This is a genomic window from Pseudomonas fluorescens (genome assembly GCF_902497855.1).
GTDB lineage: Bacteria > Pseudomonadota > Gammaproteobacteria > Pseudomonadales > Pseudomonadaceae > Aquipseudomonas > Aquipseudomonas fluorescens_BI.
Map to the genome: position 1 here is coordinate 196682 of NZ_CABVHU010000011.1, position 24702 is coordinate 221383.

Annotated in this window: 17 protein-coding genes and 1 pseudogene; 11 read left to right on the plus strand and 7 right to left on the minus strand. The window is 61.8% G+C overall.

Annotated elements, in window-relative coordinates; all coding sequences use genetic code 11:
* Positions 1–99 precede the first annotated feature (99 nt).
* Together F8N96_RS22055 and F8N96_RS22060 are read right to left on the minus strand one after the other, a co-directional pair.
* Entirely contained in the window at positions 100–3570 is a 3471-nt protein-coding gene (locus F8N96_RS22055; protein WP_150799607.1) for a PAS domain-containing hybrid sensor histidine kinase/response regulator, read from the minus strand.
* A gap of 243 nt (positions 3571–3813) precedes the next feature.
* A complete protein-coding gene (locus F8N96_RS22060; protein ID WP_150799608.1) occupies positions 3814–4353 on the minus strand; it encodes a TetR/AcrR family transcriptional regulator in 540 nt (179 codons plus the stop codon).
* A 90-nt stretch (positions 4354–4443) separates the two neighbouring features.
* Here F8N96_RS22060 and F8N96_RS22065 point away from each other — a divergent pair, with 90 nt between their 5' ends.
* The 3 genes from F8N96_RS22065 (at position 4444) to F8N96_RS22075 (ending at position 8881) form a co-directional block, all read left to right on the plus strand.
* Positions 4444–5652, plus strand: a complete 1209-nt coding sequence (locus F8N96_RS22065) for an MFS transporter (protein WP_150799609.1) — start codon at positions 4444–4446, stop codon at positions 5650–5652.
* Positions 5653–5759: 107 nt separating this feature from the next.
* On the plus strand, positions 5760–6911 hold the full coding sequence (locus tag F8N96_RS22070; RefSeq protein WP_150799610.1) for a TDT family transporter: 1152 nt from the start codon (positions 5760–5762) through the stop codon (positions 6909–6911).
* Between the two features lie 95 nt (positions 6912–7006).
* Positions 7007–8881 (plus strand): MFS transporter, encoded by a 1875-nt coding sequence (locus F8N96_RS22075; protein ID WP_150799611.1) that lies wholly within the window; start codon positions 7007–7009, stop codon positions 8879–8881.
* A gap of 35 nt (positions 8882–8916) precedes the next feature.
* Here the strand turns inward: F8N96_RS22075 and F8N96_RS22080 are convergent, their stop codons facing one another.
* From F8N96_RS22080 to F8N96_RS22100, 5 genes are all read right to left on the minus strand, one after another.
* A complete protein-coding gene (locus tag F8N96_RS22080; protein ID WP_150799612.1) occupies positions 8917–9843 on the minus strand; it encodes a GGDEF domain-containing protein in 927 nt (308 codons plus the stop codon).
* Positions 9844–10206: 363 nt separating this feature from the next.
* Positions 10207–10947 (minus strand): YciK family oxidoreductase, encoded by a 741-nt coding sequence (locus F8N96_RS22085; RefSeq protein ID WP_150799613.1) that lies wholly within the window; start codon positions 10945–10947, stop codon positions 10207–10209.
* A gap of 152 nt (positions 10948–11099) precedes the next feature.
* Entirely contained in the window at positions 11100–11771 is a 672-nt protein-coding gene (gene mupP / locus F8N96_RS22090; RefSeq protein ID WP_150799614.1) for an N-acetylmuramic acid 6-phosphate phosphatase MupP, read from the minus strand.
* Positions 11772–11775: 4 nt separating this feature from the next.
* A complete protein-coding gene (ubiG, locus tag F8N96_RS22095; RefSeq protein WP_064678985.1) occupies positions 11776–12474 on the minus strand; it encodes a bifunctional 2-polyprenyl-6-hydroxyphenol methylase/3-demethylubiquinol 3-O-methyltransferase UbiG in 699 nt (232 codons plus the stop codon).
* 48 nt (positions 12475–12522) lie between these two features.
* Positions 12523–13857, minus strand: a complete 1335-nt coding sequence (locus F8N96_RS22100) for a TRZ/ATZ family hydrolase (RefSeq protein ID WP_150799615.1) — start codon at positions 13855–13857, stop codon at positions 12523–12525.
* Between the two features lie 108 nt (positions 13858–13965).
* Here F8N96_RS22100 and mtnA point away from each other — a divergent pair, with 108 nt between their 5' ends.
* The 8 genes and pseudogenes from mtnA (at position 13966) to cmk (ending at position 24699) form a co-directional block, all read left to right on the plus strand.
* A complete protein-coding gene (mtnA, locus tag F8N96_RS22105) occupies positions 13966–15042 on the plus strand; it encodes an S-methyl-5-thioribose-1-phosphate isomerase (protein ID WP_150799616.1) in 1077 nt (358 codons plus the stop codon).
* A 447-nt stretch (positions 15043–15489) separates the two neighbouring features.
* Positions 15490–18273, plus strand: a complete 2784-nt coding sequence (gene gyrA, locus F8N96_RS22115) for a DNA gyrase subunit A (protein WP_150799618.1) — start codon at positions 15490–15492, stop codon at positions 18271–18273.
* A gap of 92 nt (positions 18274–18365) precedes the next feature.
* Positions 18366–18446 (plus strand): annotated as a pseudogene (locus F8N96_RS35490) (outer membrane lipoprotein carrier protein LolA); the annotation flags it as partial.
* A gap of 28 nt (positions 18447–18474) precedes the next feature.
* The gene (gene serC / locus F8N96_RS22120) at positions 18475–19560 is read left to right on the plus strand and encodes a 3-phosphoserine/phosphohydroxythreonine transaminase (protein WP_064678981.1); all 1086 of its coding nucleotides are present in this window, start codon (positions 18475–18477) and stop codon (positions 19558–19560) included.
* Complete coding sequence (pheA, locus tag F8N96_RS22125; RefSeq protein WP_007899727.1) at positions 19560–20654, plus strand: prephenate dehydratase; 1095 nt, start codon at positions 19560–19562, stop codon at positions 20652–20654. Before serC ends, pheA begins: the two co-directional genes overlap by 1 nt.
* 10 nt (positions 20655–20664) lie before the next feature.
* Positions 20665–21777 carry a histidinol-phosphate transaminase gene (gene hisC, locus F8N96_RS22130; RefSeq protein WP_150799619.1) on the plus strand — a complete coding sequence of 371 codons (1113 nt, stop codon included), beginning with the start codon at positions 20665–20667 and terminating at the stop codon, positions 21775–21777.
* A 28-nt stretch (positions 21778–21805) separates the two neighbouring features.
* Positions 21806–24013: a bifunctional prephenate dehydrogenase/3-phosphoshikimate 1-carboxyvinyltransferase gene (locus tag F8N96_RS22135; RefSeq protein WP_263596458.1), complete on the plus strand. Its 2208-nt coding sequence runs from the start codon at positions 21806–21808 to the stop codon at positions 24011–24013.
* The gene (gene cmk, locus F8N96_RS22140) at positions 24010–24699 is read left to right on the plus strand and encodes a (d)CMP kinase (RefSeq protein ID WP_150799621.1); all 690 of its coding nucleotides are present in this window, start codon (positions 24010–24012) and stop codon (positions 24697–24699) included. Before F8N96_RS22135 ends, cmk begins: the two co-directional genes overlap by 4 nt.
* Positions 24700–24702: the final 3 nt, after the last annotated feature.

Consider the following 24702-nt stretch of genomic DNA (forward strand, 5'->3'; position numbering starts at 1 on the left):
GAATGCATCCCGTGACGCTCTGCGTCACAGCTGCTGAAGCGGACGCGGAGCGTCCGTGGCGGCATTCCCACGCAGAGCGTGGGAACGATCTCTGCCACCCTACAACGGCAAATGCCGACTCAACAACGCCCGCAACGCCGCCGGTTTCACCGGTTTGGCCAGGTAATCCAGCCCGGCCGCATGCACCTGCGCCACCATCTCGGGGCGCCCGTCCGCACTGATCACCACGCCCGGCACCGGTTCGCCCAATCGCGTCCGCAGCCAGGCCATCAGCTCGGTCCCGGTCTCGCCATGGTCCAGGTGGTAATCCACCAGCGCCAGTTGCGGACGCATCCCGTCGCTGAGCAACGCCGCGCATTCGTCGCGGTTGCGTGCGGTCCAGACCTGGCAACCCCAGCGTGTCAACAGGCTGTTCATGCCAATCAGGATGCTGTCTTCGTTATCGATACACAGTACCTGCGCGCCGCTCAACGGTTTGCCGTTGAGTTCGACGACCTTGGCCGGCGTCGCGGTTTGTGCCCGGGCCAATGGCACGCTGACGCTGAACACGCTGCCGCGCCCGGGCCAGGAGCGAACCTGCAGGGTATGGCCCAACACGCGACACAAGCCGTCAGCAATCGCCAGGCCCAGCCCGAGGCCTTTCTCGGCGCGGGTCTGGTGGCTGTCGAGACGTTTGAATTCCTCGAAAATCACCCGTTGCTTATCTTCCGGAATGCCCGGGCCACGGTCCCAGACCTCCAGGCACAATTCGCCCTTGCGCCGCCGAACCCCCAACAGCACCGGCCCTTTACCGTAGCGGAAAGCGTTGGTGAGGAAGTTCTGCAAGATCCGCCGCAACAGTTTGCTGTCGCTGTCGACCCGCAACGTACTGCCCCTGACCCGGAATTTCAGCCCCTGGTCTCGGGCCAGCGCCTGGAATTCGGCACTGAGGACATCGAACAACTCATTGAGCACGAATGGCTTGGGATCCTTGTTGATCTTGCCGTTTTCCAGGCGGGATATGTCCAGCAAGTCGCTGATCAGGTCCTCGGCCGAGCGCAGCGAGGTGTCCAGGTGATGCACCAGTTTCTGCGCCTCGCTGGACAAGCCGTCGTCCTGGTGAGTCAGGGCGGCGGAGAATAGCCGCGCCGCGTTCAGCGGTTGCATCAGGTCATGGCTGACCGCGGCCAGGAACCGGGTTTTCGACTGGTTGGCCGACTCGGCGGTGCCCTTGGCTTCGGTCAGGGCCACGTTGAGCTGCGAGAGTTCGTGGGTCCGCTCGGTGACCCGTCGCTCCAGGCCTTCGTTGGCTTCGGTCAGCGCCTGTTCGGCCTCGCGGAACGCGGTGATGTCGGTGAAGCTCATGACGAAACCACCGCCCGGCATCGGGTTGCCGATCAGCTCGATCACCCGGCCATTGGGGAACAGTCTTTCCGAAGTATGGGCGCGGCCTTGGCGCATCCAGTGCAGGCGGCGGGCGACGTGCACTTCCGCTTCGCCGGGGCCGCACAGCCCGCGTTCGGCGTTGTAGCGAATGATGTCGGCAATCGGTCGCCCGACGCTGATCAAGCCGTCCGGATAGTTGAACAACTCCAGGTAACGCCGGTTCCACGCCACCAGCCGGAGTGACTGGTCGACCACGCTGATGCCCTGGGTGATGTTCTCGATCGCGCCTTGCAGCAGGGCTCGGTTGAATTGCAGCACTTCCGAGGCTTCGTCGGCGATTCGCACGACATCCTCGAGTTGCATCTCCCGACCTTCGATGGCCGCCTTCACCACCGCGCGAGTCGAGGACGCGCCGAGCACACCGGCCAGCAGGCGCTCGGTGTGGGCGATCCATTCGCCGTCGGCGTTCTGGTTCGGGTTGAAGCCTTTGCCCTGGCGGTAGGCGAAACGGATGAAACTCTGACGGGCGCGTTCTTCACCGACGAAACGGGCCGCCAATTGCAGCAAATCGTTGATCTGTACCGCCAGCATGGAGCGGGAGCTGGGACGGGCGCTGATTTCCTGACCGATGAAGCGACCGGCCTGCCAGTGTTCCGACACCCGGGTGCGCGATAGCACCGACACCCAGGCAAACAGGGTGAAGTTGCCCGCCAGGGACAGCACCACGCCTTGGGTCAGCGGGGTGATCGGCAGGTGCAGCGGGTTGCTGTGCAGCCAGGTCAGGCCCGGGAAGCTGCTCAAGGACCACCCCAGGCTGTGGGCGGCGATCGGCAGGATCAGGGTGTAGAACCAGAGGAACGTCCCAGCGGCGAGACCGGCGAATACCCCCCGACGGTTGGCCTGTTTCCAGTACAAGGCGCCGAGCATGGCCGGGGCCAGTTGGGTCACGGCGGCGAAGGCAATCTGGCCGATGGTTGCCAGGCTTGCGGTCGAGCCCAGCAGGCGATAGCTGACGTAGGCCAACAGCAGGATCACCACGATGGTGACCCGGCGCACCGAGAGCATCCACTGGCGGAACACTTCGAACGGCCGCTCGGCGTTGTTGCGTCGCAGCAACCACGGCAGCAGCATGTCGTTGGAGACCATGGTCGACAGCGCCACGCTGGCGACGATCACCATGCCGGTCGCCGCCGAGGCACCCCCGATAAACGCCAGCAATGCCAAGGCCGGATGAGACTGCGCCAGGGGCAGGCTGATGACAAAAGAATCCGGCAAGACCGAGCTGGGCAGAAGCATCTGGCCGGCGAGGGCGATCGGGACCACAAACAACGCCGCCAGCGCCAGGTAAGCCGGGAACACCCATTTGGCCACCCGTAGATCCTGAGGGTCGATGTTTTCCACCACGGTTACATGGAACTGGCGGGGCAGGCAGATGATCGCCATCATTGCCACGCCGGTCTGGACGACCATGGACGGCCAGTTGATGGTTTCCTTCCAGTATTCCTCCAGGCGTGGGGCGAGCATGGCCTGATCGAACAGGTCGCCGGGACCGTCATAGAGGCCGTAGGTCACGAACGCGCCGACCGCAAGAAACGCGAAGAGTTTGACCAGGGATTCGAACGCAATCGCCAGCACCATGCCGCGGTGGTGTTCCGTGGCGTCGAGGTTGCGGGTACCAAAGACAATGGTAAACAGCGCCAGCACCAGCGACACGACCAGCGCCGTATCCTGGGCGCGAGTGCCCGTGGCGTCCGCGCCCGCGCCGATCAGCAGATTCACCCCGAGCACGATGCCCTTGAGCTGTAACGCGATATAAGGCAGTACCCCGACCAGGCAGATCAGCGCCACCACCACCGCCAGCGCCTGGGACTTGCCATAGCGCGCGGCGATGAAGTCGGCGATGGAGGTGATGTTCTCCTGCTTGCTGATCATCACCATTTTTTGCAGGACCCACGGCGCGCAGACCAGCAGCAGGATCGGCCCGAGATAGATCGGCAGGAATGACCAGAGTTGTTCGGCGGCCTGGCCCACGGCGCCGAAGAAGGTCCAGCTGGTGCAATAGACCGCCAGTGACAGGCTGTACACCCAGGCACGCACGCGCGGCGGCAAGGGCGCGCTGCGCCGGTCACCGTAGAAGGCGATGGCGAACAGGATGGCCATATAGGCCAGGGCGACGGTGGCGATCAGCCCGCTGGACAGCGACATGGTAACTCCGGACAAAAGACGCCCGGGACTCCCGCCCGGTGAGACAGTCTCGCACGAGCGCCGGCGTTAGTCAGTGTCGACCAAGGTCGTGGCGTGGCGGGGTGTCGCGGGGGGCACCCAGATCTTCGGTGTCTGTTCGGGCCTCTTCGCGAGCAGGCTCGCTCCCACAGGGTTCTCTGTGAGTGGCAAATAGTGTGCACACCGAAGATCCCTGTGGGAGCGAGCCTGCTCGCGAAGGCGGTTTCACTGACCCAACGCCATCTCGATCAACCGATGCAACTCCCCAACCTCCAGCGGCGCTTCTGAAAACAGGATGCGAAACACCGTAGGCGCCGCCACCAGGTTGATCAATCGATCGACGCTCGGCTTCGGCTGAGCGGGATAACGATCCAGAATCGTCTGCAACTGCGCGCCAATGATGGATGCGCAATAGATCGGCAGCGTGCTGCTTTGCACATCGCGCAACATGTTGCGACCGGGTTGCGAGCTCATCTCGTCCAGATACTGCTCTGCCCAGGCCATCACGTCGCCACGTAGGCTGCCGGTGTTGGCCGGTTCATTGTCCGGGCGCATGCGGGCGAGGGCGACATCGGCCAGCAGCGCCGACAAGTCTCCCCAGCGCCGGTAAATGGTCGACGGCGTGACCCCCGCGCGAGCGGCGATTTGCGGGACGGTCAGGGTAGAGCGCTCCTGCTCCTGGAGCAGGTCACGGACGGCCGAATGAATCGACTCTTGCACCCGGGCGCTACGGCCACCGGGGCGTAAACCTTCTTTAATAGCCATGCATCGGACCTTAACACAAAGAATTTGCTTTAAGCGTTCGCCAGTAGCACACTCCGCAAAAGCAAAAAATTAGCTTTTGCGGAGTGTGCAATGCTTTCTTCAAAGTCGAACAGTTCTGCTTCCAGCCGTGCAAGCCTGTGGTTCCTGGCGATCACCTTGCTCAGCTTTCTCGCCGCTTCCACTGCCCCGACGCCCTTGTATCACCTGTATCAGGAACACCTGCAGTTCTCGGCAGCGACCCTGACCGTCATTTTCGGTGTATACGCCATCAGCTTGCTGGTGGCGCTGCTGACGGTCGGTTCCCTTTCGGATTACCTGGGCCGCAAACCGGTGATTTTCACCGCTGTATTGCTGAACATGCTCGCGATGCTGCTGTTTATCAATGCCGACAGTGTGGCGTGGTTGATCAGTGCGCGGGTGCTCCAGGGATTTGCGACGGGGATGGCCACCGCGGTTTTGAGTGCCGCATTGCTCGATACCGATCGTCAGCAAGGACCACTGATCAACAGTCTCGCGCCGTTGCTGGGCATGGCGGTCGGAGCCATGGGCTGCGGGTTGTTGGCCGAGTTTGCGCCCTTGCCGTTGCAACTGACCTATTGGGTGTTGCTTGCGCTGTTCGTGATGCAGGGGCTGTACGTCTGGCGCCTGCCTGAAACGGTCAGTCCACAAGCGGGGGCCTGGGGGGCGCTGCGGCCGACCCTGCATGTACCGATCCAGGCACGGTCCACCTTGTGGCGGGTGTTGCCGCTCAATATCGCGACCTGGGCGCTCGGCGGTTTTTATGCATCGCTGGCACCTTCGTTGGTGCGCACGGCCACCGGCTCGGACTCGAACCTGATTGGCGGCGCGACAGTGGCGGTCTTGACCCTGACAGGTGCGTCGATGATCTTTACCCTGCGCAATCGGCCCGCCGCCAGGGCGCTGCTGTTGGGGGGCACATTGCTGCCAGCGGGTGTCGTATTGATTTTGCTGGGGGCGCACGGTGCCAGCCTGCCCTTGTTTTTCCTCGGCACTCTGGTGGCCGGTTGCGGATTCGGCGCCGGGTTCCTGGGGGCGGTGCGCAGTCTGGTGCCGCTGGCGCTGCCCCACGAGCGGGCCGGGTTGATGTCGGCGTATTATGTGCTCAGTTATCTGGCGTTCTGTTTGCCGTCGTTGCTGGCGGGAAACCTGACACGGACGTTCGGCCTGGTGGCAACCACCGACGGGTATGGCGCGGTATTGATCGTGCTATCGCTGGTGGCGTTGCTGGGGTTGATGCATCAGCGGTCAGTCAAGGTCTGTAGCACCGATGTCGGGTGATCGCAATATCTATGAAGTAGATAACAGTTAGAGATATTACCCGTTATATAGATATTCGATTTGGTTCTACGATGAATTCCACCTCAACAAGAGGACAGGAGTTCGCCATGACATACCCCAACACCGCTACAGCCGGTTTCAAACCTTTCGGTCATTTGCAGCACCCGCGTGAAGTGATCCGCCAGTTCACCCCGAACTGGTTCGCCGCCACCATGGGCACCGGTGTGCTGGCATTGGCCCTGGCGCAATGGCCTGGTGCGAGTCCCGGCGTGCAGGGGATCGCTGAAGCCCTCTGGCTGTTCAATATCGTACTGTTCGTGGTCTTCTCAGCGCTATACGCCGCACGTTGGCTGCTGTTTTTTGATGAGGCGCGGCGGATTTTCGGTCATTCAACCGTGTCGATGTTCTTCGGCACCATCCCGATGGGCCTGGCGACCATCATCAATGGTTTTCTGGTGTTCGGTCTGTCGCGCTGGGGCGATGGCGTGATCGCTGTTGCCGAAATACTGTGGTGGCTGGACGTGGCGATGTCCGTGGCCTGTGGCGTGCTCATCCCGTACCTGATGTTCACCCGCCAGGAGCACAGCATCGATCAGATGACGGCAGTATGGTTGTTGCCGGTGGTGGCCGCCGAAGTCGCCGCCGCCAGTGGCGGGCTGTTGGCGCCGCACCTGGCGGATGCCCATTCGCAATTAGTGGTGTTGGTCGCCAGCTACGTGCTCTGGGCCTTTTCCCTGCCGGTGGCATTCAGCATCCTGACCATTTTGCTGTTGCGCATGGCCTTGCATAAACTACCCCACGAAAACATGGCCGCCTCGAGTTGGCTGGCGCTCGGTCCGATCGGCACCGGTGCGCTGGGCATGTTGCTGCTGGGCGCCGACGCGCCGGCGATCTTCGCCGCCAACGGTTTGCCTGGGGTCGGTGAAATCGCCGCCGGGTTGGGCCTGGTGGCCGGGATCACGCTGTGGGGATTTGGCCTGTGGTGGATGCTGATCGCGCTGCTGATCACCGTGCGCTACCTGCGCGCCGGGATTCCGTTCAACCTCGGCTGGTGGGGGTTTACCTTCCCCTTGGGCGTGTACGCCCTGACAACCTTGAAGCTGGCCAGTGTGTTGAACCTGTCCTTTTTCAGTCTCTTCGGCTGTGTGCTGGTGGTGTTGCTGGTGGTGATGTGGCTGATCGTCGGCAAACGGACGGTACAGGGGGCATGGAGGGGAGAGCTATTTGTCTCGCCTTGCATTACAGGATTAAAGAAATAACCGCCCAGGATTAGGTAATGTGTGGCCTGGATCGACGTTCGGCATTCCAATCAACGTATCCACGCCACTCTCTACCAAAATCAGGGACACGGAAGATGAGTCATCCCTCACAGTTCACCTTGCTTCGCACCCGGCGCTTCCTGCCGTTTTTCATCACGCAGTCGCTGGGTGCGTTCAACGACAACATCTTCAAGCAGTCGTTGATCCTCGCCATTCTGTACAAGCTGACGATCGACGGTGATCGCTCGATCTGGGTCAACCTGTGTGCACTGCTGTTCATCCTGCCGTTCTTTCTGTTCTCGGCGCTGGCCGGACAGTTCGGCGAAAAATTCGCCAAGGACGCGTTGATCCGTCTGATCAAGCTCGGGGAAATCGCCATCATGGCGGTCGGAGCGGTCGGTTTCATGTTCGATCACCTGCCGCTGATGCTGGTGGCGCTGTTTGCCATGGGTACTCACTCGGCGTTGTTCGGCCCGGTAAAATACTCGATCCTGCCCCAGGCCTTGCACGAAGAAGAGCTGGTGGGCGGCAACGGTCTGGTGGAAATGGGCACCTTCCTGGCGATCCTCGCCGGAACCATCGGCGCCGGGATCATGATGTCGTCCAGTCATTACGCGCCCATCGTTTCCACGGCGATCATTGGCACTGCGGTCATCGGTTACCTGGCCAGCCGCAGCATCCCTCGTGCCGCGGCCGCCTCACCGCAAATGCGCCTGAACTGGAACATTTTCAGTCAATCCTGGGCCACCCTGAAGCTGGGTCTGGGCCAAACCCCGGCCGTGTCGCGATCGATTGTCGGCAACTCATGGTTCTGGTTTGTCGGGGCGATTTATCTGACACAGATCCCCGCCTACGCCAAGGAGTGGATGCACGGCGACGAAACCGTGGTAACGCTGATTCTCACGGTGTTCTCGGTCGGTATCGCGCTCGGCTCGATGCTCTGCGAGAAACTGTCCGGGCGCAAAGTCGAAATCGGCTTGGTGCCGTTCGGCTCGTTCGGGCTGACGGTGTTCGGGTTACTGTTGTGGTGGCATTCCGGCGGCATCCCCGGCAGCGTCGACGGCCATGGCTGGGTCGAGATCCTCGGGTTTGGCCATACCTGGCTGGTGTTGATCGATATTCTTGGCCTGGGGATGTTCGGCGGTTTCTATATAGTGCCGCTGTACGCGCTGATCCAGTCACGCACTCCCGAGAACGAGCGGGCGCGGGTGATTGCAGCCAACAACATTCTCAATGCGCTGTTCATGGTGGTCTCGGCGATTGTCTCGATCGTCTTGCTGAGCCTGGTCCAGCTGTCGATCCCGCAGCTGTTCCTGGTGGTGTCGCTGCTGAACATCGGTGTCAACGCCTACATCTTCAAGATTGTCCCCGAGTTCAGCATGCGCTTCATGATCTGGCTGCTCAGCCATTCCATGTACCGCGTGGAGCATCGCAATCTGCAACTGATTCCCGATGAGGGCGCGGCGTTGCTGGTCTGCAATCATGTGTCTTTCGTCGATGCGTTACTGATCGGTGGTGCGGTGCGTCGGCCGATTCGCTTTGTGATGTACTACAAGATCTACAACCTGCCGGTGCTGAATTTCATCTTTCGCACAGCGGGGACGATTCCAATCGCGGGGCGTCAGGAAGATATCCAGATTTACGAAAAAGCCTTCACGCGCATTGCTCAGTATCTGAAGGACGGTGAGCTGGTGTGCATCTTCCCTGAAGGCAAACTGACTGCCGATGGCGAGATCAATGAATTCAGGGGCGGGCTGACGCGGATTCTTGAAGAGACACCGGTGCCGGTGATTCCGCTGGCATTGCAGGGGTTGTGGGGCAGTTTTTTCAGTCGCGATCCGGACAAGGGGGTGTTTCGTCGGCTGTGGTCGCGAGTGACCCTGGTGGCGGGCCCTGCGGTGACGGTAGAGGCGGCCGAACCGGCCAGGTTGCAAGGGTTGGTGGGCGAGTTGCGCGGCGCTGTCCGTTAGCGCCACTCAGCCAGCGCGGGTCGCCCTGGCGGCCTTTACCCCGCCATCGCCAACCGGTTGCGACCTGCGCGCTTGGCCACATACAGGGCGCTATCGGCCCGTCGCAGCAAGCTATCGGCGGACTCGCCGGGCAACAGGGTCGAACAGCCGAGGCTGATTGTCAGTTCGATCGACTTGCCGTCGGCGGCGAAATCCTGCGTCTGCGCGGCAAATCGCAAGCGCTCGCCGATCATGGCTGCCGCCTCCCGGCCGGTGTTGGAAAGCAGAATCAGGAACTCTTCGCCACCAAAGCGGAACACCATGTCCACGTTGCGCAACTGGTGCTTGATCGAGCCGGCAACCGCCTTCAGCACCTCATCGCCAGCGCTGTGCCCGTGGTTGTCATTGACGTGTTTGAAGTGATCGATGTCCAGCATCAACAGCGACAAGGGTTGCAGGTGCTGGCGCGACATCTCGATTTCCCGTTGCAGGGTCTGGTCCATCGCGATGCGATTGCCGGTGTCCGTGAGCGGATCACGCAAGGCGCTTTGGGTAGCGGCGCGGTAGAGCAGGGTATTGCGCATCGGATACAACAATGCCGACAGGATCGACTCGAGGTGGCCTTGTTCCTGGTCGTTGAATGGCTGCTTGCGGCGGAATACCAGCTGCCCCAGGTGCTCGCCCTCATGGCTGAGGCTGTAGCTGATCGCATGAGCGGCGCGCTCGCCGAACTCCAGGCGCAAGTCGCTGGCCTTGTGCTCGTAACTCAAGGCGTCCAGTGGGACCATTCGCTGGATCTCGCGAAAAAACAGCCCGAGGATGCGTTGCGGCTCAAGACTGGTTTGCAGCAGATGGCTCAGCTGCTGGCGCATTTGCGCAGGGCTGACCGACCTCTCTGGACGGGGGGGCTGTTGACCAAAGCCCAGGCGTTGCAATTTGGCGCGATCGAAGTCAATTGCGTTGGTCTGGGAAGGTGGTTTCATATGGCGTGCGCCCCTGAGCAGTAAGACCGTCGTACAGGCTGGGTGAGAGCGGCTTTGGGCTGCGCGTCATACTGATCCATCAGTCCCGTAGGACATCTCCTACAAGTCTAATCCGCTTTGCCGAAGATAAAGTAACTATCGACGTCCCGTCTGCTTTCACACTGCGTGTCTAAGCAGATTTAGAGCGAAAGTCATGCAAGAATGTTCCACTAGATTATAACGTTATAATTCAATGGCTTGAGAGTTCTCCTGGAGGGGGTGGCGCGCGATGGCGGTTGTTTGACCCGCAATCCGCTGTAGTTGCGGGGGTGTTTCAAACGCCACGACAAGGAGACTGTCGCGGCGAAAAAGCGACGCACGGTGTTACTGGGCGTTGAACGCCTGGCCGTTGATGCCGGTGCTGTCCGGGCCCATCAGGTAGAGATAGACCGGCATGATCTCCTCCGGCGTCGGATTGTTTAGCGGGTTTTCCCCGGGGTAGGCCTGGGCACGCATGCTGGTGCGGGTGGCGCCGGGGTTGATGCTGTTGGCGCGCACCGGTGCCACGGTATCGACTTCATCGGCCAGGGTTTGCATCAAGCCTTCGGTGGCAAATTTGGAAACCCCGTACGCACCCCAATACGCACGCCCCTTGCGGCCGACGCTGCTGGACGTGAACACCACCGAGGCGTCCTGGGACAGCTTGAGCAGCGGCAGCAGCGTACTGGTGAGCATGAACACCGCGTTGACGTTGACGTGCATGACGCGCATGAAGTTTTCACCGGACAGCTGCTCGATCGGTGTGCGCGGGCCGATAATCGACGCGTTGTGCAGCAGGCCGTCGAGGTGGCCGAATTCGGTTTCGATCATCGCTGCCAGCTCATCGTATTGATGGGGCAGGGCGGTTTCCAGGTTGAACGGGATCACTGCGGGCTGTGGATGACCGGCGGCTTCAATTTCGTCGTAGACCTGAGTCAGATTGGCTTCGGTCTTGCCCAGCAGCAGCACGATGGCGCCGTGGGCGGCGTAGGTTTTCGCCGCGGCGGCGCCGATACCACGACCGGCACCGGTGACCAGGATGACCCGGTCCTTGAGCAGTTCGGGGCGGGCGGAATAATCAAACATAAAAACCTCTAAAAATAGAAATGGCCGCCGTTACACGGTCCCTGTAGGAGCGAGCTTGCTCGCGATGGTCGTCAACGATAACGCGTCAAGCCAGACAGCCCGCGGCGTTCTCGGGTTTTTCGCGAGCAAGCTCGCTCCTACAGGGGGCAGGCTCAGCAGCCACAAAGGGCGCTATCAAGCACTTTGCGCAACTCCAGCGGATGATCCACCACCACATCCGCGCCCCAGTGTCGCGGGTTATCGTTCGGATGGATGTAGCCAAAGGTCACCGCCGCAGTCCTGGTGCCCGCATCGCGACCGGATTCGATATCGCGCAGGTCATCACCCACGAACAGTACGCTGGCCGGGTCCAGGTCGAGCATCTTGCAGGCGAGGATCAACGGCTCCGGGTCCGGCTTGCTGTTCTTTACATGGTCCGGGCAAATCAGCAGCGCCGAGCGCTCGGCCAGCCCCAGCCCCTGCATGATCGGCTCGGCGAACCGCAGTGGCTTGTTGGTGACCACGCCCCAGACCAGATTGGCTTTCTCGATATCGGCCAGCAGTTCGCCCATGCCGTCGAACAATTTGCTGTGAATGGCGCAACCCACGAGGTAACGCTCGAGGAACTCCAGGCGCAATGCCTCGAATTCCGGCGATTGCGGGTCCATGGCGAAAGTCGCGGCGACCATCGCCTTGGCGCCACCGGAGATTTCGTCGCGAATCTGTTTATCGTTGATCGGCGGCAAGCCGCGGTCGGCACGCATCGCCTGGCAGATGGCAATGAAGTCCGGCGCGGTGTCGAGCAGGGTGCCGTCCATGTCGAAAAGGACTGCTCTGATACGCATCGGCTTACTCCTCCCGCAGGGTCTGGATCATGTAGTTGACGTCCACGTCGGACGCGAGCTTGTAGTGTTTGGTCAGCGGATTGTAGGTCAGGCCGATGATGTCCTTGACGGTCAGCCCGGCCATGCGGCTCCAGGCACCCAGCTCGGAGGGGCGAATGAATTTCTTGAAGTCGTGGGTGCCGCGCGGCAGCAGCTTCATGATGTATTCGGCGCCGACGATGGCGAACAGGTACGCCTTCGGGTTGCGGTTGATGGTGGAGAAGAACACCTGGCCACCGGGCTTGACCATGCGGAAGCAGGCGCGGATCACCGAGGAGGGATCCGGCACGTGCTCGAGCATTTCCAGGCAAGTGACCACGTCGAACTGCTCGGGCATCTCTTCGGCCAGGGCTTCGGCGGTGATCTGCCGGTATTCGACACTCACGCCCGACTCCAGCTGATGCAGTTGCGCGACCGCCAGCGGCGCTTCGCCCATGTCGATACCCATCACGGTGGCGCCGCGCTGGGCCATGGCTTCGCTGAGAATGCCGCCACCGCAGCCGACGTCGAGGACTTTCTTGCCGGCCAGGTGGACCCGTTCGTCAATCCAGTTGACCCGCAGCGGGTTGATGTCGTGCAGCGGTTTGAATTCGCTTTCACGGTCCCACCAGCGATGGGCCAGGGCTTCGAATTTGGCGATTTCGGCGTAGTCGACGTTACTCATGCTTAAGTCCTCTGAAACTTGAAAAATCCTGTTGCCCCGACCGGGGGCTTACGATTCGGTACGGCCGCTGATGCGCTGGCCCCAGGCCTTGGCGGTGGCACAAAGCTGGTCTTCATCCAGGCGGGTCAGGCGGCGGTCGTCGAGCAATTGCTTGCCGGCAACCCATAGGTGTTTCACGCAGTCCCGGCCAGTGGCGTATATAAGCTGCGAAACCGGGTCGTAGACCGGTTGCTGCGCCAGGCCGGAAAGGTCGAATGCGACGATGTCCGCGGCTTTGCCGACTTCCAGCGAGCCAACCTCGGCTTCGATCCCCAGCGCGCGGGCGCCGTTGAGGGTGGCCATGCGCAGCGCGCGATGGGCGTCCAGCGCGGTGGCGGAGCCGGCGACGGCCTTGGCCAGCAAGGCCGCGGTGCGGGTTTCGCCGAGCAGGTCGAGGTCATTGTTGCTCGCCGCGCCATCGGTGCCGATGGCGACATTGACGCCGGCCTGCCACAAACGTTCCACCGGGCAGAAGCCGCTGGCCAGCTTAAGGTTCGATTCCGGGCAATGGATTACGCTGGTATTGCTTTCTACCAGCAACACCAGGTCCTCATCGCTGATCTGCGTCATGTGGACCGCCTGGAAGCGCGGCCCCAGCAGGCCCAGGCGCCCGAGGCGGGCCAACGGGCGTTCGCCGTATTGCTCGACCGACTGCTGCACTTCGAAGGCGGTTTCGTGGACATGCATGTGAATCGAGGCGTCCAGTTCTTCGGCGATCACCCGGATTTTTTCCAGGTTTTCGTCGCCCACGGTGTAGGGTGCATGGGGGCCGAAGGTAATTTTGATACGCTCGTGGTGCTTGAGATCGTTGAACAGTTCGACGCCCTGGCGAATGGCGTCGTCCGCCGTGCTGGCGCCCGGGATCGGAAAGTCGAGGATCGGAATGGCGATTTGCCCGCGAATGCCGCTCTCATGGATGCACCCGCTGGCAATCTTCGGGAAGAAATACATGTCGGAGAAGCACGTGATGCCGCCTTTGATCTGCTCGGCGATCGCCAGGTCGGTGCCGTCGCGAACGAAGGTTTCGTCTACCCATTTGGCTTCGGCCGGCCAAATGTGCTGTTCCAGCCAGGCCATCAGCGGCAGATCGTCCGCCAGGCCGCGGAACAGCGTCATTGCGGCATGCCCGTGAGCATTGATCAGGCCAGGGCAGAGCAGCATGTCCGGCAATTCACGGATTTCGCTTGCCTCAAGCTTCAGTGCCGCGGCGCGCGGGCCGATAAAGACGATGCGCCCGTCGCGGATGCCCAGAGCGTGCTCCTTGAGGACAACACCAGCGGGTTCGACGGGTACCAGCCAGGTCGGCAGTAATAGCAGGTCGAGCGCAACGGCAGTGTTCGGCATCGAGGATGGGTTCCAGTGCTTTTATAAAGGATGGCGAAGTATACCCGAGCGTGTTCACGGGGGGATCGCTATAATCGGCGGCTTTTGTGTCTGAGTGCGGGGTGGGGAATGCGCGATCGATTGTTGGCTGCGGAGAAGGTGAAGGCCATCGATTGGCGTGATGGCGCCCTGTATCTGCTGGATCAACGTATTTTGCCGTTCGAGGAAACATGGATCGGCTATACCGGCGCCGCGGGTGTGGCCGAGGCCATTCGCTCGATGGTCGTGCGCGGCGCACCGGCCATTGGCATCAGTGCCGCTTATGGCGTGGTGTTGGCGGCGCGTGCCCGGTTTGCCGAAGGCGGGGACTGGCGGGCGGCGCTGGAAGAGGATTTCGCGCTGCTCGCCGATGCCCGTCCCACCGCCGTCAATCTGTTCTGGGCCCTGGGCCGCATGCGCGAACGGCTTGGGCGTCTCAAGCATCACGCCGATCCGCTGGCGGTGCTGGAAGCGGAAGCCATTGCCATTCATGACAGTGATCGCGAAGCCAACCTGACCATGGCGCAGCTGGGGGTGGACCTGATTCGCAAGCACCAGGGCAATGCCCAGGCGTTCCTGACCCATTGCAACACCGGAGCCCTGGCCACCGGCGGCTTCGGCACGGCGCTGGGGGTTATTCGCGGGGCGTTCATTGAAGGCATGGTCGAACGGGTATACGCCTGCGAAACCCGGCCCTGGCTGCAAGGTTCGCGCCTGACCGCGTGGGAATTGGCCAACGAGGGCATTCCGGTCACGCTCAATGCCGACTCGGCCGCTGCCCACATCATGAAAACCAAGGGCATTACCTGGGTGATCGTGGGGGCCGACCGCATCAGCGCCAATGGCGACGTGGCCAACAAGATCGGCACCTATCAATTGGCGGTGAACGCCATGCACCACGGCGTGCGCTTCATGGTCGTGGCGCCGAGTTCGACCATCGACATGAACCTGGCCAGCGGCGATGACATTCCGATCGAAGAGCGTGACGGCCGCGAGCTGCTGGAGGTCGGCGGTACGCGGGTCGGGGCCGATGTCGCCGCGTTCAACCCGGTGTTTGACGTGACGCCGGCAGACCTGATCGATGTGATCGTCACGGAAAAGGGCATTGTCGAGCGTCCGGATACGGCGAAAATGGCGCAGTTGATGTGTCGCAAGCGGTTGCATTGATGGTCTGTGGTGCCTGATAAATCGCCTTCGCGAGCAGGCTCGCTCCCACAGTTGATCGGGGTGTTTGCGCAATTACCGGCACAACAGCGATCCAGTGTGGGAGCGAGCCTGCTCGCGAAGAGGCCCTGAAAGTCAACAAACAAGCCTCAATCAAGCCTGAAATCTGCATTCAACGACTCTCTAAGCCTCTCTCGTCCCCTTCAAGCCTGTCATCGGTCAACTAACTATGCTCCATGCGCATCAGGGGGATAGGTGCGTGGCGGCTCTTGTGATAACATCCGGCGTTTTCCGAGGCAGTCCCGCGGGGTTGTCTTCACTGCGCAGATCCATGGCATAACTCGTTGATTTGTCGTAAGTCGTTGCACGGCACTCAGCCTGCAGCGGCGAGCTTCGTTCGTCCCATATGGATGTGACGAAGTTTCACCAGAAAAAGGAATCAGGCTTCTCATGGGCGAACTGGCCAAAGAAATCCTCCCGGTCAATATCGAAGACGAGCTGAAGCAGTCCTACCTCGACTACGCAATGAGCGTAATTGTCGGGCGGGCACTGCCGGATGCGCGCGATGGCTTGAAGCCCGTGCACCGGCGTGTGCTGTTCGCGATGAGCGAGCTGGGCAACGACTTCAACAAGCCGTACAAGAAATCTGCCCGTGTTGTCGGTGACGTGATCGGTAAGTATCACCCGCACGGTGATACCGCGGTGTACGACACCATCGTCCGGATGGCGCAGCCATTCTCCCTGCGCTACCTGCTGGTAGACGGCCAGGGCAACTTCGGTTCGGTGGACGGCGACAACGCCGCGGCCATGCGATACACCGAAGTGCGCATGACCAAGCTGGCGCACGAGCTGCTGGCCGACCTGCATAAAGAAACCGTGGACTGGGTGCCGAACTACGACGGCACCGAAATGATCCCGGCGGTCATGCCGACCCGTATCCCCAACCTGCTGGTCAACGGCTCCAGCGGTATCGCCGTGGGCATGGCGACCAACATCCCGCCGCACAACCTCGGTGAAGTCATCGACGGTTGCCTGGCGCTCATCGACAACCCCGAGTTGACCATCGATGAGCTGATGCACTACATCCCCGGTCCGGACTTCCCGACCGCCGCGATCATCAACGGTCGCGCCGGCATCATCGAAGCCTACCGCACCGGTCGCGGGCGCATTTACATGCGCGCCCGCTCGATGATCGAAGACATCGACAAGGTCGGCGGCCGTCAACAGATCGTCATCACCGAACTGCCTTACCAGCTGAACAAGGCCCGCCTGATCGAGAAGATCGCCGAGCTGGTCAAAGAGAAGAAGCTCGAGGGCATCACCGAACTGCGCGACGAGTCCGACAAGGACGGTATGCGCGTCGTGATCGAGCTGCGTCGCGGCGAAGTGCCAGAGGTGATCCTCAACAACCTCTACGCCCAGACCCAGCTGCAAGCGGTGTTCGGTATCAACATCGTCGCGCTGATCGACGGCCGTCCGCGGATCCTCAATCTCAAGGACCTGCTGGAAGCCTTCGTTCGTCACCGTCGCGAAGTGGTTACCCGCCGGACCGTGTTCGAGCTGCGTAAAGCCCGCGAACGGGGTCACATCCTGGAAGGTCAAGCGGTTGCCCTGTCGAACATCGACCCGGTCATCGCCCTGATCAAGGCCTCGCCGACGCCGTCGGAAGCCAAGGAAGCGCTGATCAAGACCGCGTGGGAATCGTCCGCCGTGGTCGCGATGGTCGAGCGCGCCGGTGCCGACTCGTGCCGTCCGGAGACCCTGGACCCGCAATACGGCCTGCGCGAAGGTAAGTACTTCCTGTCGCCGGAACAGGCGCAAGCCATTCTGGAACTGCGTCTGCACCGCCTGACCGGCCTGGAACACGAAAAGCTGCTGGCCGAGTATCAAGAGATCCTCAACCAGATCGGCGAACTGATCCGCATCCTCAGCAGCGCCACGCGCCTGATGGAAGTGATCCGCGAAGAGCTGGAAGTGATCCGCGCCGAATACGGCGACGTGCGTCGCACCGAGATTCTCGATGCCCGTCTCGACCTGACCCTGGGTGACATGATCCCGGAAGAAGAGCGCGTCGTGACCATTTCCCACAGTGGCTATGCCAAGACCCAGCCGTTGGCTGCGTACCAGGCCCAGCGTCGTGGCGGTAAAGGCAAATCGGCCACCGGCGTCAAGGATGAGGACTACATCGCTCACCTGCTGGTCGCCAACAGCCACACCACGCTGCTGCTGTTCTCCAGCAAAGGCAAGGTGTACTGGCTCAAGACCTACGAGATTCCGGAAGCGTCCCGCGCTGCCCGCGGTCGTCCGCTGGTCAACCTCTTGCCATTGAGCGAGGGTGAATACATCACCACCATGCTGCCGGTCGATCTGGAAGCCATGAAGCGGCAGGCTGACGAAGAAGAAGCCGAAGGCGCCGAGGCTGATGTAGAAGAAATCGAAAACAGCAACGAAACCGACGAAGAGCGTCGTGCTCGTATCAAGGCAGCTGACCGTAAGAAGGCGCCGTTCATCTTCATGTCGACCGCTAACGGTACGGTCAAGAAGACGCCGCTGGTGGCTTTCAGCCGTCAGCGCAGCGTCGGTCTGATCGCGCTGGAGCTGGACGAGGGCGACATTCTGATTTCCGCAGCCGTGACTGACGGCGAGCAGGAAATCATGCTGTTCTCCGACGGCGGTAAAGTGACTCGTTTCAAGGAATCCGAAGTTCGCGCCATGGGCCGTACCGCCCGCGGTGTGCGTGGTATGCGTCTGCCGGAAGGGCAGAAGCTGATCTCCATGCTGATTCCGGAAGAAGGTAGCGAGATCCTCACGGCTTCGGCCCGTGGTTTCGGCAAGCGCACGGCGATCACCGAGTTCCCCGAGTACAAGCGTGGCGGTCAGGGCGTTATCGCCATGGTCAGCAACGAGCGTAACGGCCGTCTGGTCGGCGCGGTTCAGGTGCAGGACGGTGAAGAGATCATGCTGATCTCCGACCAGGGCACCCTGGTACGTACCCGTGTCGACGAAGTCTCCAGCCTGGGTCGTAATACCCAGGGCGTGACCCTGATCAAGCTGGCCAGCGATGAAACGCTGGTGGGCCTGGAGCGGGTTCAGGAGCCGTCGGAAGTCGAAGGCGAAGAGCTGGAAGGCGAAGAGGGCGAAGAAGGTGCAGTGTTCGACGGTGAAGTCGTGATCGACGACGTTGCCGAAGACCAGCAACTCGACGCCGCCGCTGACGAAGAACCACAAGAGTAAGCGGGCAAACAGGGGGCGGATGAAAATTCGCCCCCTTGTTGTTTGTCCCTTTGGAAATACTGAAATCCCATGTAGGAGCGAGCTTGCTCGCGATGGTCGTCAACGATAACGCAGGGCGTCTGGTGCACCCTTGCGCTCTCAGGTTTTTCGCGAGCAAGCTCGCTCCTACAGTGTTACCACCAAATCAGAGCGAGATTGGATGTGAGCAAGAGAGCCTATAACTTCTGCGCCGGTCCTGCGGCGCTTCCCGAAGCTGTCCTGCAGCGCGCCCAGGGTGAACTCCTTGATTGGCACGGCAAGGGCCTGTCGGTCATGGAAATGAGCCATCGCAGCGATGAGTTCGTGTCCATCGCCACCAAGGCCGAGCAGGATCTGCGTGATCTGCTGAATATCCCCTCGAACTATAAAGTGCTGTTCCTGCAGGGCGGCGCCAGTCAGCAATTCGCGCAGATTCCTCTGAACCTGTTGCCGGAAAGCGGCACCGCCGACTATATCGACACCGGTATCTGGTCGCAGAAAGCCATCGAAGAAGCGTCGCGCTACGGCCACGTCAACGTTGCCGCTACCGCCAAGCCTTATGACTATTTCGCCATCCCCGGTCAGAACGAGTGGAACCTGTCCAAAGACGCGGCCTACGTTCACTACGCACCGAACGAAACCATCGGCGGCCTGGAATTCCAGTGGATCCCGCAAACCGGTGACGTTCCGCTGGTGGCCGACATGTCCTCGGACATCCTCTCGCGTCCGATGGACATTTCGCGCTTCGGCATGATCTACGCCGGCGCCCAGAAGAACATCGGCCCGAGCGGCCTGGTCGTCACCATTATCCGCGAAGACCTGCTGGGTCGCGCCCGTTCGCTGTGCCCGACCATGCTCAACTACAAGGTCGCGGCCGATAACGGCTCGATGTACAACACTCCGCCAACCCTGGCCTGGTACCTGTCGGGCCTGGTGTTCGAGTGGCTGAAAGAGCAGGGTGGCGTCGAAGCCATCGGCAAGCTCAACGACGTGAAACAGCGCACGCTGTACGATTTCATCGACGCCAGCGGCCTGTACAGCAACCCGATCAACAAGTCGGACCGCTCGTGGATGAACGTGCCGTTCCGCCTGGCGGACGACCGTCTGGACAAGCCGTTCCTGGCCGGCGCCGACGAGCGTGGGCTGCTGAACCTCAAGGGTCACCGTTCCGTGGGCGGCATGCGTGCCTCCATCTATAACGCCGTCGATATCGTTGCGGTCAACGCACTGGTTTCGTACATGGCAGAGTTCGAGAAGGAACACGGCTAATGTCTGAGCAAGAACTCAAGGCACTGCGCCTGCGCATTGATGCCCTGGACGAAAAAGTCCTGGAACTGATCAGTGAGCGCGCACGCTGCGCCCAGGAAGTTGCCCGGGTAAAGATGGCCTCGCTGGCCGAAGGCGAAGTGCCGGTGTTCTATCGTCCCGAGCGTGAAGCTCAGGTGCTCAAGCGCGTGATGGAGCGCAACCAGGGGCCGCTGGGCAACGAAGAGATGGCGCGGCTGTTCCGCGAAATCATGTCCTCGTGCCTGGCTCTCGAGCAGCCGCTGAAAGTGGCTTACCTCGGCCCTGAGGGGACCTTCACCCAGGCGGCGGCCATGAAACACTTCGGTCACGCGGTGATCAGCAAGCCGATGGCCGCCATCGACGAAGTGTTCCGTGAAGTCGCGGCCGGCGCGGTGAACTTTGGCGTGGTCCCGGTGGAAAACTCCACCGAAGGCGCGGTCAACCACACCCTCGACAGCTTCCTAGAGCACGACATGGTGATCTGTGGCGAAGTCGAGCTGCGGATTCACCACCACCTGTTGGTCGGTGAAAACACCAAGACCGACAGCATCAGCCGCATCTATTCCCACGCCCAGTCCCTGGCCCAGTGCCGCAAGTGGCTGGACGCCCATTACCCGAATGTCGAGCGCGTGGCGGTGTCCAGCAACGCCGAGGCGGCCAAGCGGGTCAAGGGCGAGTGGAACTCGGCGGCGATTGCCGGCGACATGGCGGCAGGTTTGTACGGGCTGACCCGTCTGGCGGAGAAAATCGAGGATCGCCCGGACAACTCCACGCGATTCCTGATGATCGGCAGCCAGGAAGTGCCGCCGACCGGCGACGACAAGACTTCGATCATCGTGTCCATGAGCAACAAGCCTGGCGCGCTGCACGAGTTGCTGGTGCCGTTCCACGATAACGGCATCGACCTGACGCGCATCGAGACCCGTCCGTCGCGCAGCGGTAAATGGACCTACGTGTTCTTCATCGATTTCGTCGGCCACCACCGCGATCCGCTGGTAAAAGGTGTGCTGGAAAAGATCAGTCAGGAAGCAGTGGCACTCAAGGTGCTCGGTTCCTACCCGAAAGCAGTTCTATAAGGGGTAGCAAATGAGTGGCGACTTCCTCGCTCTGGCACAGCCGGGCGTGCAACAACTTTCGCCTTACGTTCCGGGCAAGCCCGTGGACGAACTGGCGCGCGAGCTGGACATCGATCCGGCCAGCATCGTCAAGCTGGCGAGCAACGAAAACCCGCTGGGCGCCAGTCCCAAGGCTCTGGCGGCGATTCGCGAAGCATTGGCCGAGCTGACCCGCTATCCGGACGGCAATGGTTTTGCGCTCAAGACCCTGCTGGCCGATCAGTGCCGCGTCGAGCTGAACCAGGTGACCCTGGGCAACGGTTCCAACGACATTCTCGAGCTGGTCGCGCGTGCCTATCTGGCGCCGGGCCTGAACGCAGTGTTCAGCGAGCACGCGTTCGCGGTCTACCCGATCGTGACCCAGGCCGTTGGGGCTGACGCGCGGGTTATCCCGGCCAAAGACTGGGGTCATGACCTGTCGGCCATGCTGGCCGCGATCGATGCCGATACCCGCGTGGTGTTCATCGCCAATCCGAACAACCCGACCGGGACCTGGTTCGGTGCCGAGGCGCTGGACGAGTTCCTGCAGGATGTGCCGGAGCACGTGCTGGTAGTGCTGGACGAGGCCTACATCGAATACGCCGAGGGCGGTGACTTGCCGGATGGCCTGGACTACCTGGCGGCGTACCCGAACCTGCTGGTCTCGCGCACCTTCTCCAAGGCCTATGGCCTGGCGGCGTTGCGGGTCGGTTATGGCTTGTCTACCGCAGTGGTCGCGGACGTGCTGAATCGCGTGCGTCAGCCGTTCAACGTCAATAGCCTGGCCCTGGCTGCGGCGTGCGCTGCGTTGCAAGACACCGATTACCTGGCCGAAAGCCGTCGCCTGAACGAGTCCGGCATGCAACAGCTGGAAGCAGGTTTCCGGGAGCTGGGGCTGAGCTGGATTCCATCCAAAGGCAACTTCATCTGCGTCGATCTGGGTCGTGTCGCGGCACCGGTCTTCCAGGGCCTGCTGCGCGAAGGCGTGATCGTGCGTCCGGTGGCCAACTACGGCCTGCCAAACCACCTGCGCGTCACCATCGGCCTGCCGGCGGAAAACAGCCGCTTCCTCGAGGCGCTGACCAAGGTCCTGGCCCGTGGTTGATGTTACGGCGCTGCACTCTACTACACCTGTGATCGGGCGCCTGGTGGTGGTCGGTCTGGGCTTGATCGGCGGCTCGTTTGCCAAGGGCTTGCGTGCTAGCGGCCTGTGCCGCGAAGTGGTCGGGGTCGATCTCGACCCGCAGTCGCGCAAGCTGGCAGTCGAGTTGGGCGTGGTGGACCGTTGCGAAGAAGACCTGGCCGCCGCTTGCCAGGGCGCCGACGTGATTCAACTGGCCGTGCCGATCCTCGCCATGGAAAAAATGCTCGGCCGCCTGGCCGGCATGAACCTGGGGCAAGCGATTCTGACCGACGTCGGCAGCGCCAAGGGCAACGTCGTGCGTGCGGCAACCGCCGCGTTCGGTGGCATGCCGGCGCGTTTTGTGCCGGGCCATCCGATTGCCGGTTCCGAGCAGAGCGGGGTGGAAGCCTCCAATGCCGACCTGTTCCGCCGCCATAAAGTGATACTGACCCCGCTGGATCAAACCGATCCGGCAGCCTTGGCCGTGGTCGACCGCCTGTGGCGCGAACTGGGCGCCGATGTCGAGCACATGCAGGTCGAGCGTCACGACGAAGTGTTGGCGGCAACCAGCCATTTGCCGCACTTGTTGGCGTTCGGCCTGGTCGATTCATTGGCCAAGCGCAATGAAAACCTTGAGATCTTCCGTTACGCTGCCGGCGGTTTCCGCGATTTCACAAGAATCGCGGGGAGCGACCCGGTCATGTGGCACGACATCTTCCTCGCCAACCGCGAAGCTGTCCTGCGCACACTCGATACATTTCGCAGCGACCTCGACGCCTTGCGCGACGCGGTCGATGCAGGGGATGGGCACCAATTGTTGGGCGTGTTCACGCGCGCCCGGGTTGCCCGCGAACATTTCAGTAAAATCCTGGCCCGCCGGGCTTATGTGGACGCTATGAATTCCAACGACCTGATTTTCCTGGCACAACCTGGTGGCCGCCTGACTGGGCGGATTCGTGTACCGGGCGATAAATCGATTTCCCACCGCTCGATCATGCTGGGCTCCCTGGCCGACGGCGTCACCGAAGTCGAAGGCTTCCTCGAGGGCGAAGACGCCCTGGCGACCTTGCAAGCCTTCCGCGACATGGGGGTGGTGATCGAAGGTCCGCACCACGGTCGCGTGACCATTCACGGCGTCGGCCTGCACGGTCTGAAACCAGCGCCGGGCCCGATCTACCTGGGCAACTCCGGCACCTCGATGCGCCTGCTGTCTGGCCTGTTGGCTGCACAGGACTTCGACAGCACCCTGACCGGTGACGCATCGCTGTCCAAGCGCCCGATGAATCGCGTGGCCAATCCGCTGCGTGAAATGGGCGCCGTGATCGAGACCGCCGCCGAAGGTCGTCCACCGATGACCATTCGGGGCGGCAACAAGCTCAAGGGCCTGACCTACACCATGCCGATGGCCAGCGCCCAGGTGAAATCCTGCCTGCTGCTGGCGGGTTTGTACGCCGAAGGCAAGACCACCGTCACCGAGCCTGCACCGACCCGCGACCACACCGAGCGCATGCTGCGTGGCTTCGGCTACCCGGTCAGCGTCAACGGCGCTACGGCGTCGGTCGAGTCCGGCCACAAGTTGACCGCCACCCACATTGAAGTCCCGGGCGATATTTCCTCTTCCGCGTTCTTCCTGGTGGCCGCTTCGATCGCCGAAGGTTCGGAACTGGTGCTCGAGCACGTCGGCATCAACCCGACCCGTACCGGCGTGATCGACATCCTGCGTCTGATGGGCGCTGACATCACCCTGGAAAACCAGCGTGAAGTCGGCGGCGAGCCGGTAGCGGACCTGCGCGTACGTGCAGCTAAACTCAAGGGTATCGAGATTCCCGAAGCGCTGGTTCCGCTGGCCATCGATGAGTTCCCGGTGCTGTTCGTGGCCGCGGCCTGTGCCGAAGGGCGGACTATCCTGCGCGGCGCTGAAGAGCTGCGAGTGAAGGAGTCGGACCGGATCCAGGTCATGGCCGATGGCTTGCTGGCGCTGGGTGTCAAATGCGAACCGACTCCGGACGGCATCATCATCGACGGCGGCCAGATCGGCGGCGGCGAAGTGCATGGTCACGGCGATCACCGGATTGCCATGGCCTTCAGCGTGGCCTCGCTGCGCGCCACTGCGCCGATCCGCATCCATGACTGTGCCAACGTCGCGACGTCGTTCCCGAACTTCCTTGCGTTGTGCGCGCAGGTCGGTATCCGTGTAGCACAAGAGGCTCAGTCGTGAAAATCATCGCACCGGTCATCACCATTGATGGGCCAAGCGGCTCTGGCAAAGGCACGGTCGCCGGGATTCTGGCCAAGCGTCTGGGCTGGAACCTGCTGGACTCCGGTGCGCTTTATCGACTGCTGGCGTTCGCGGCGTATAACCACGGCGTCGACCTGACCAATGAAGAGCTGCTCAAGAAACTCGCCGCTCATCTGGACGTGCAGTTCATCGCGGCGACCGACGGTCAACTGCAGCGCATCATCCTTGAGGGTGACGAGGTCAGCGATGTCATCCGCACCGAGAGTATCGGTTCGGGTGCCTCCCAGGTCGCGGCGCTGCCCGCCGTGCGTGAGGCGCTGCTGCAGCGCCAGCGTGCATTCCAGGAAGCCCCGGGCCTGGTTGCCGACGGTCGCGACATGGGCACGGTGGTGTTTCCCGGCGCTCCGCTGAAGATATTCCTCACTGCCAGTGCCGAAGAGCGTGCGCGCCGTCGATACTTGCAGTTGAAGGACAAAGTCGATGGTGTTAGTCTGTCGAGTCTGCTAGATGAGATCCGTGCACGCGATGAGCGTGACACCCAGCGCGCAGTGGCCCCGCTCAAGCCGGCGGCCGACGCGATACAGCTGGATTCCACGGAGTTGTCCATCGAACAGGTGCTTGAACGCATCATGAGCGAGATCGCAATTCGCGATATCGCCGGGTGACCA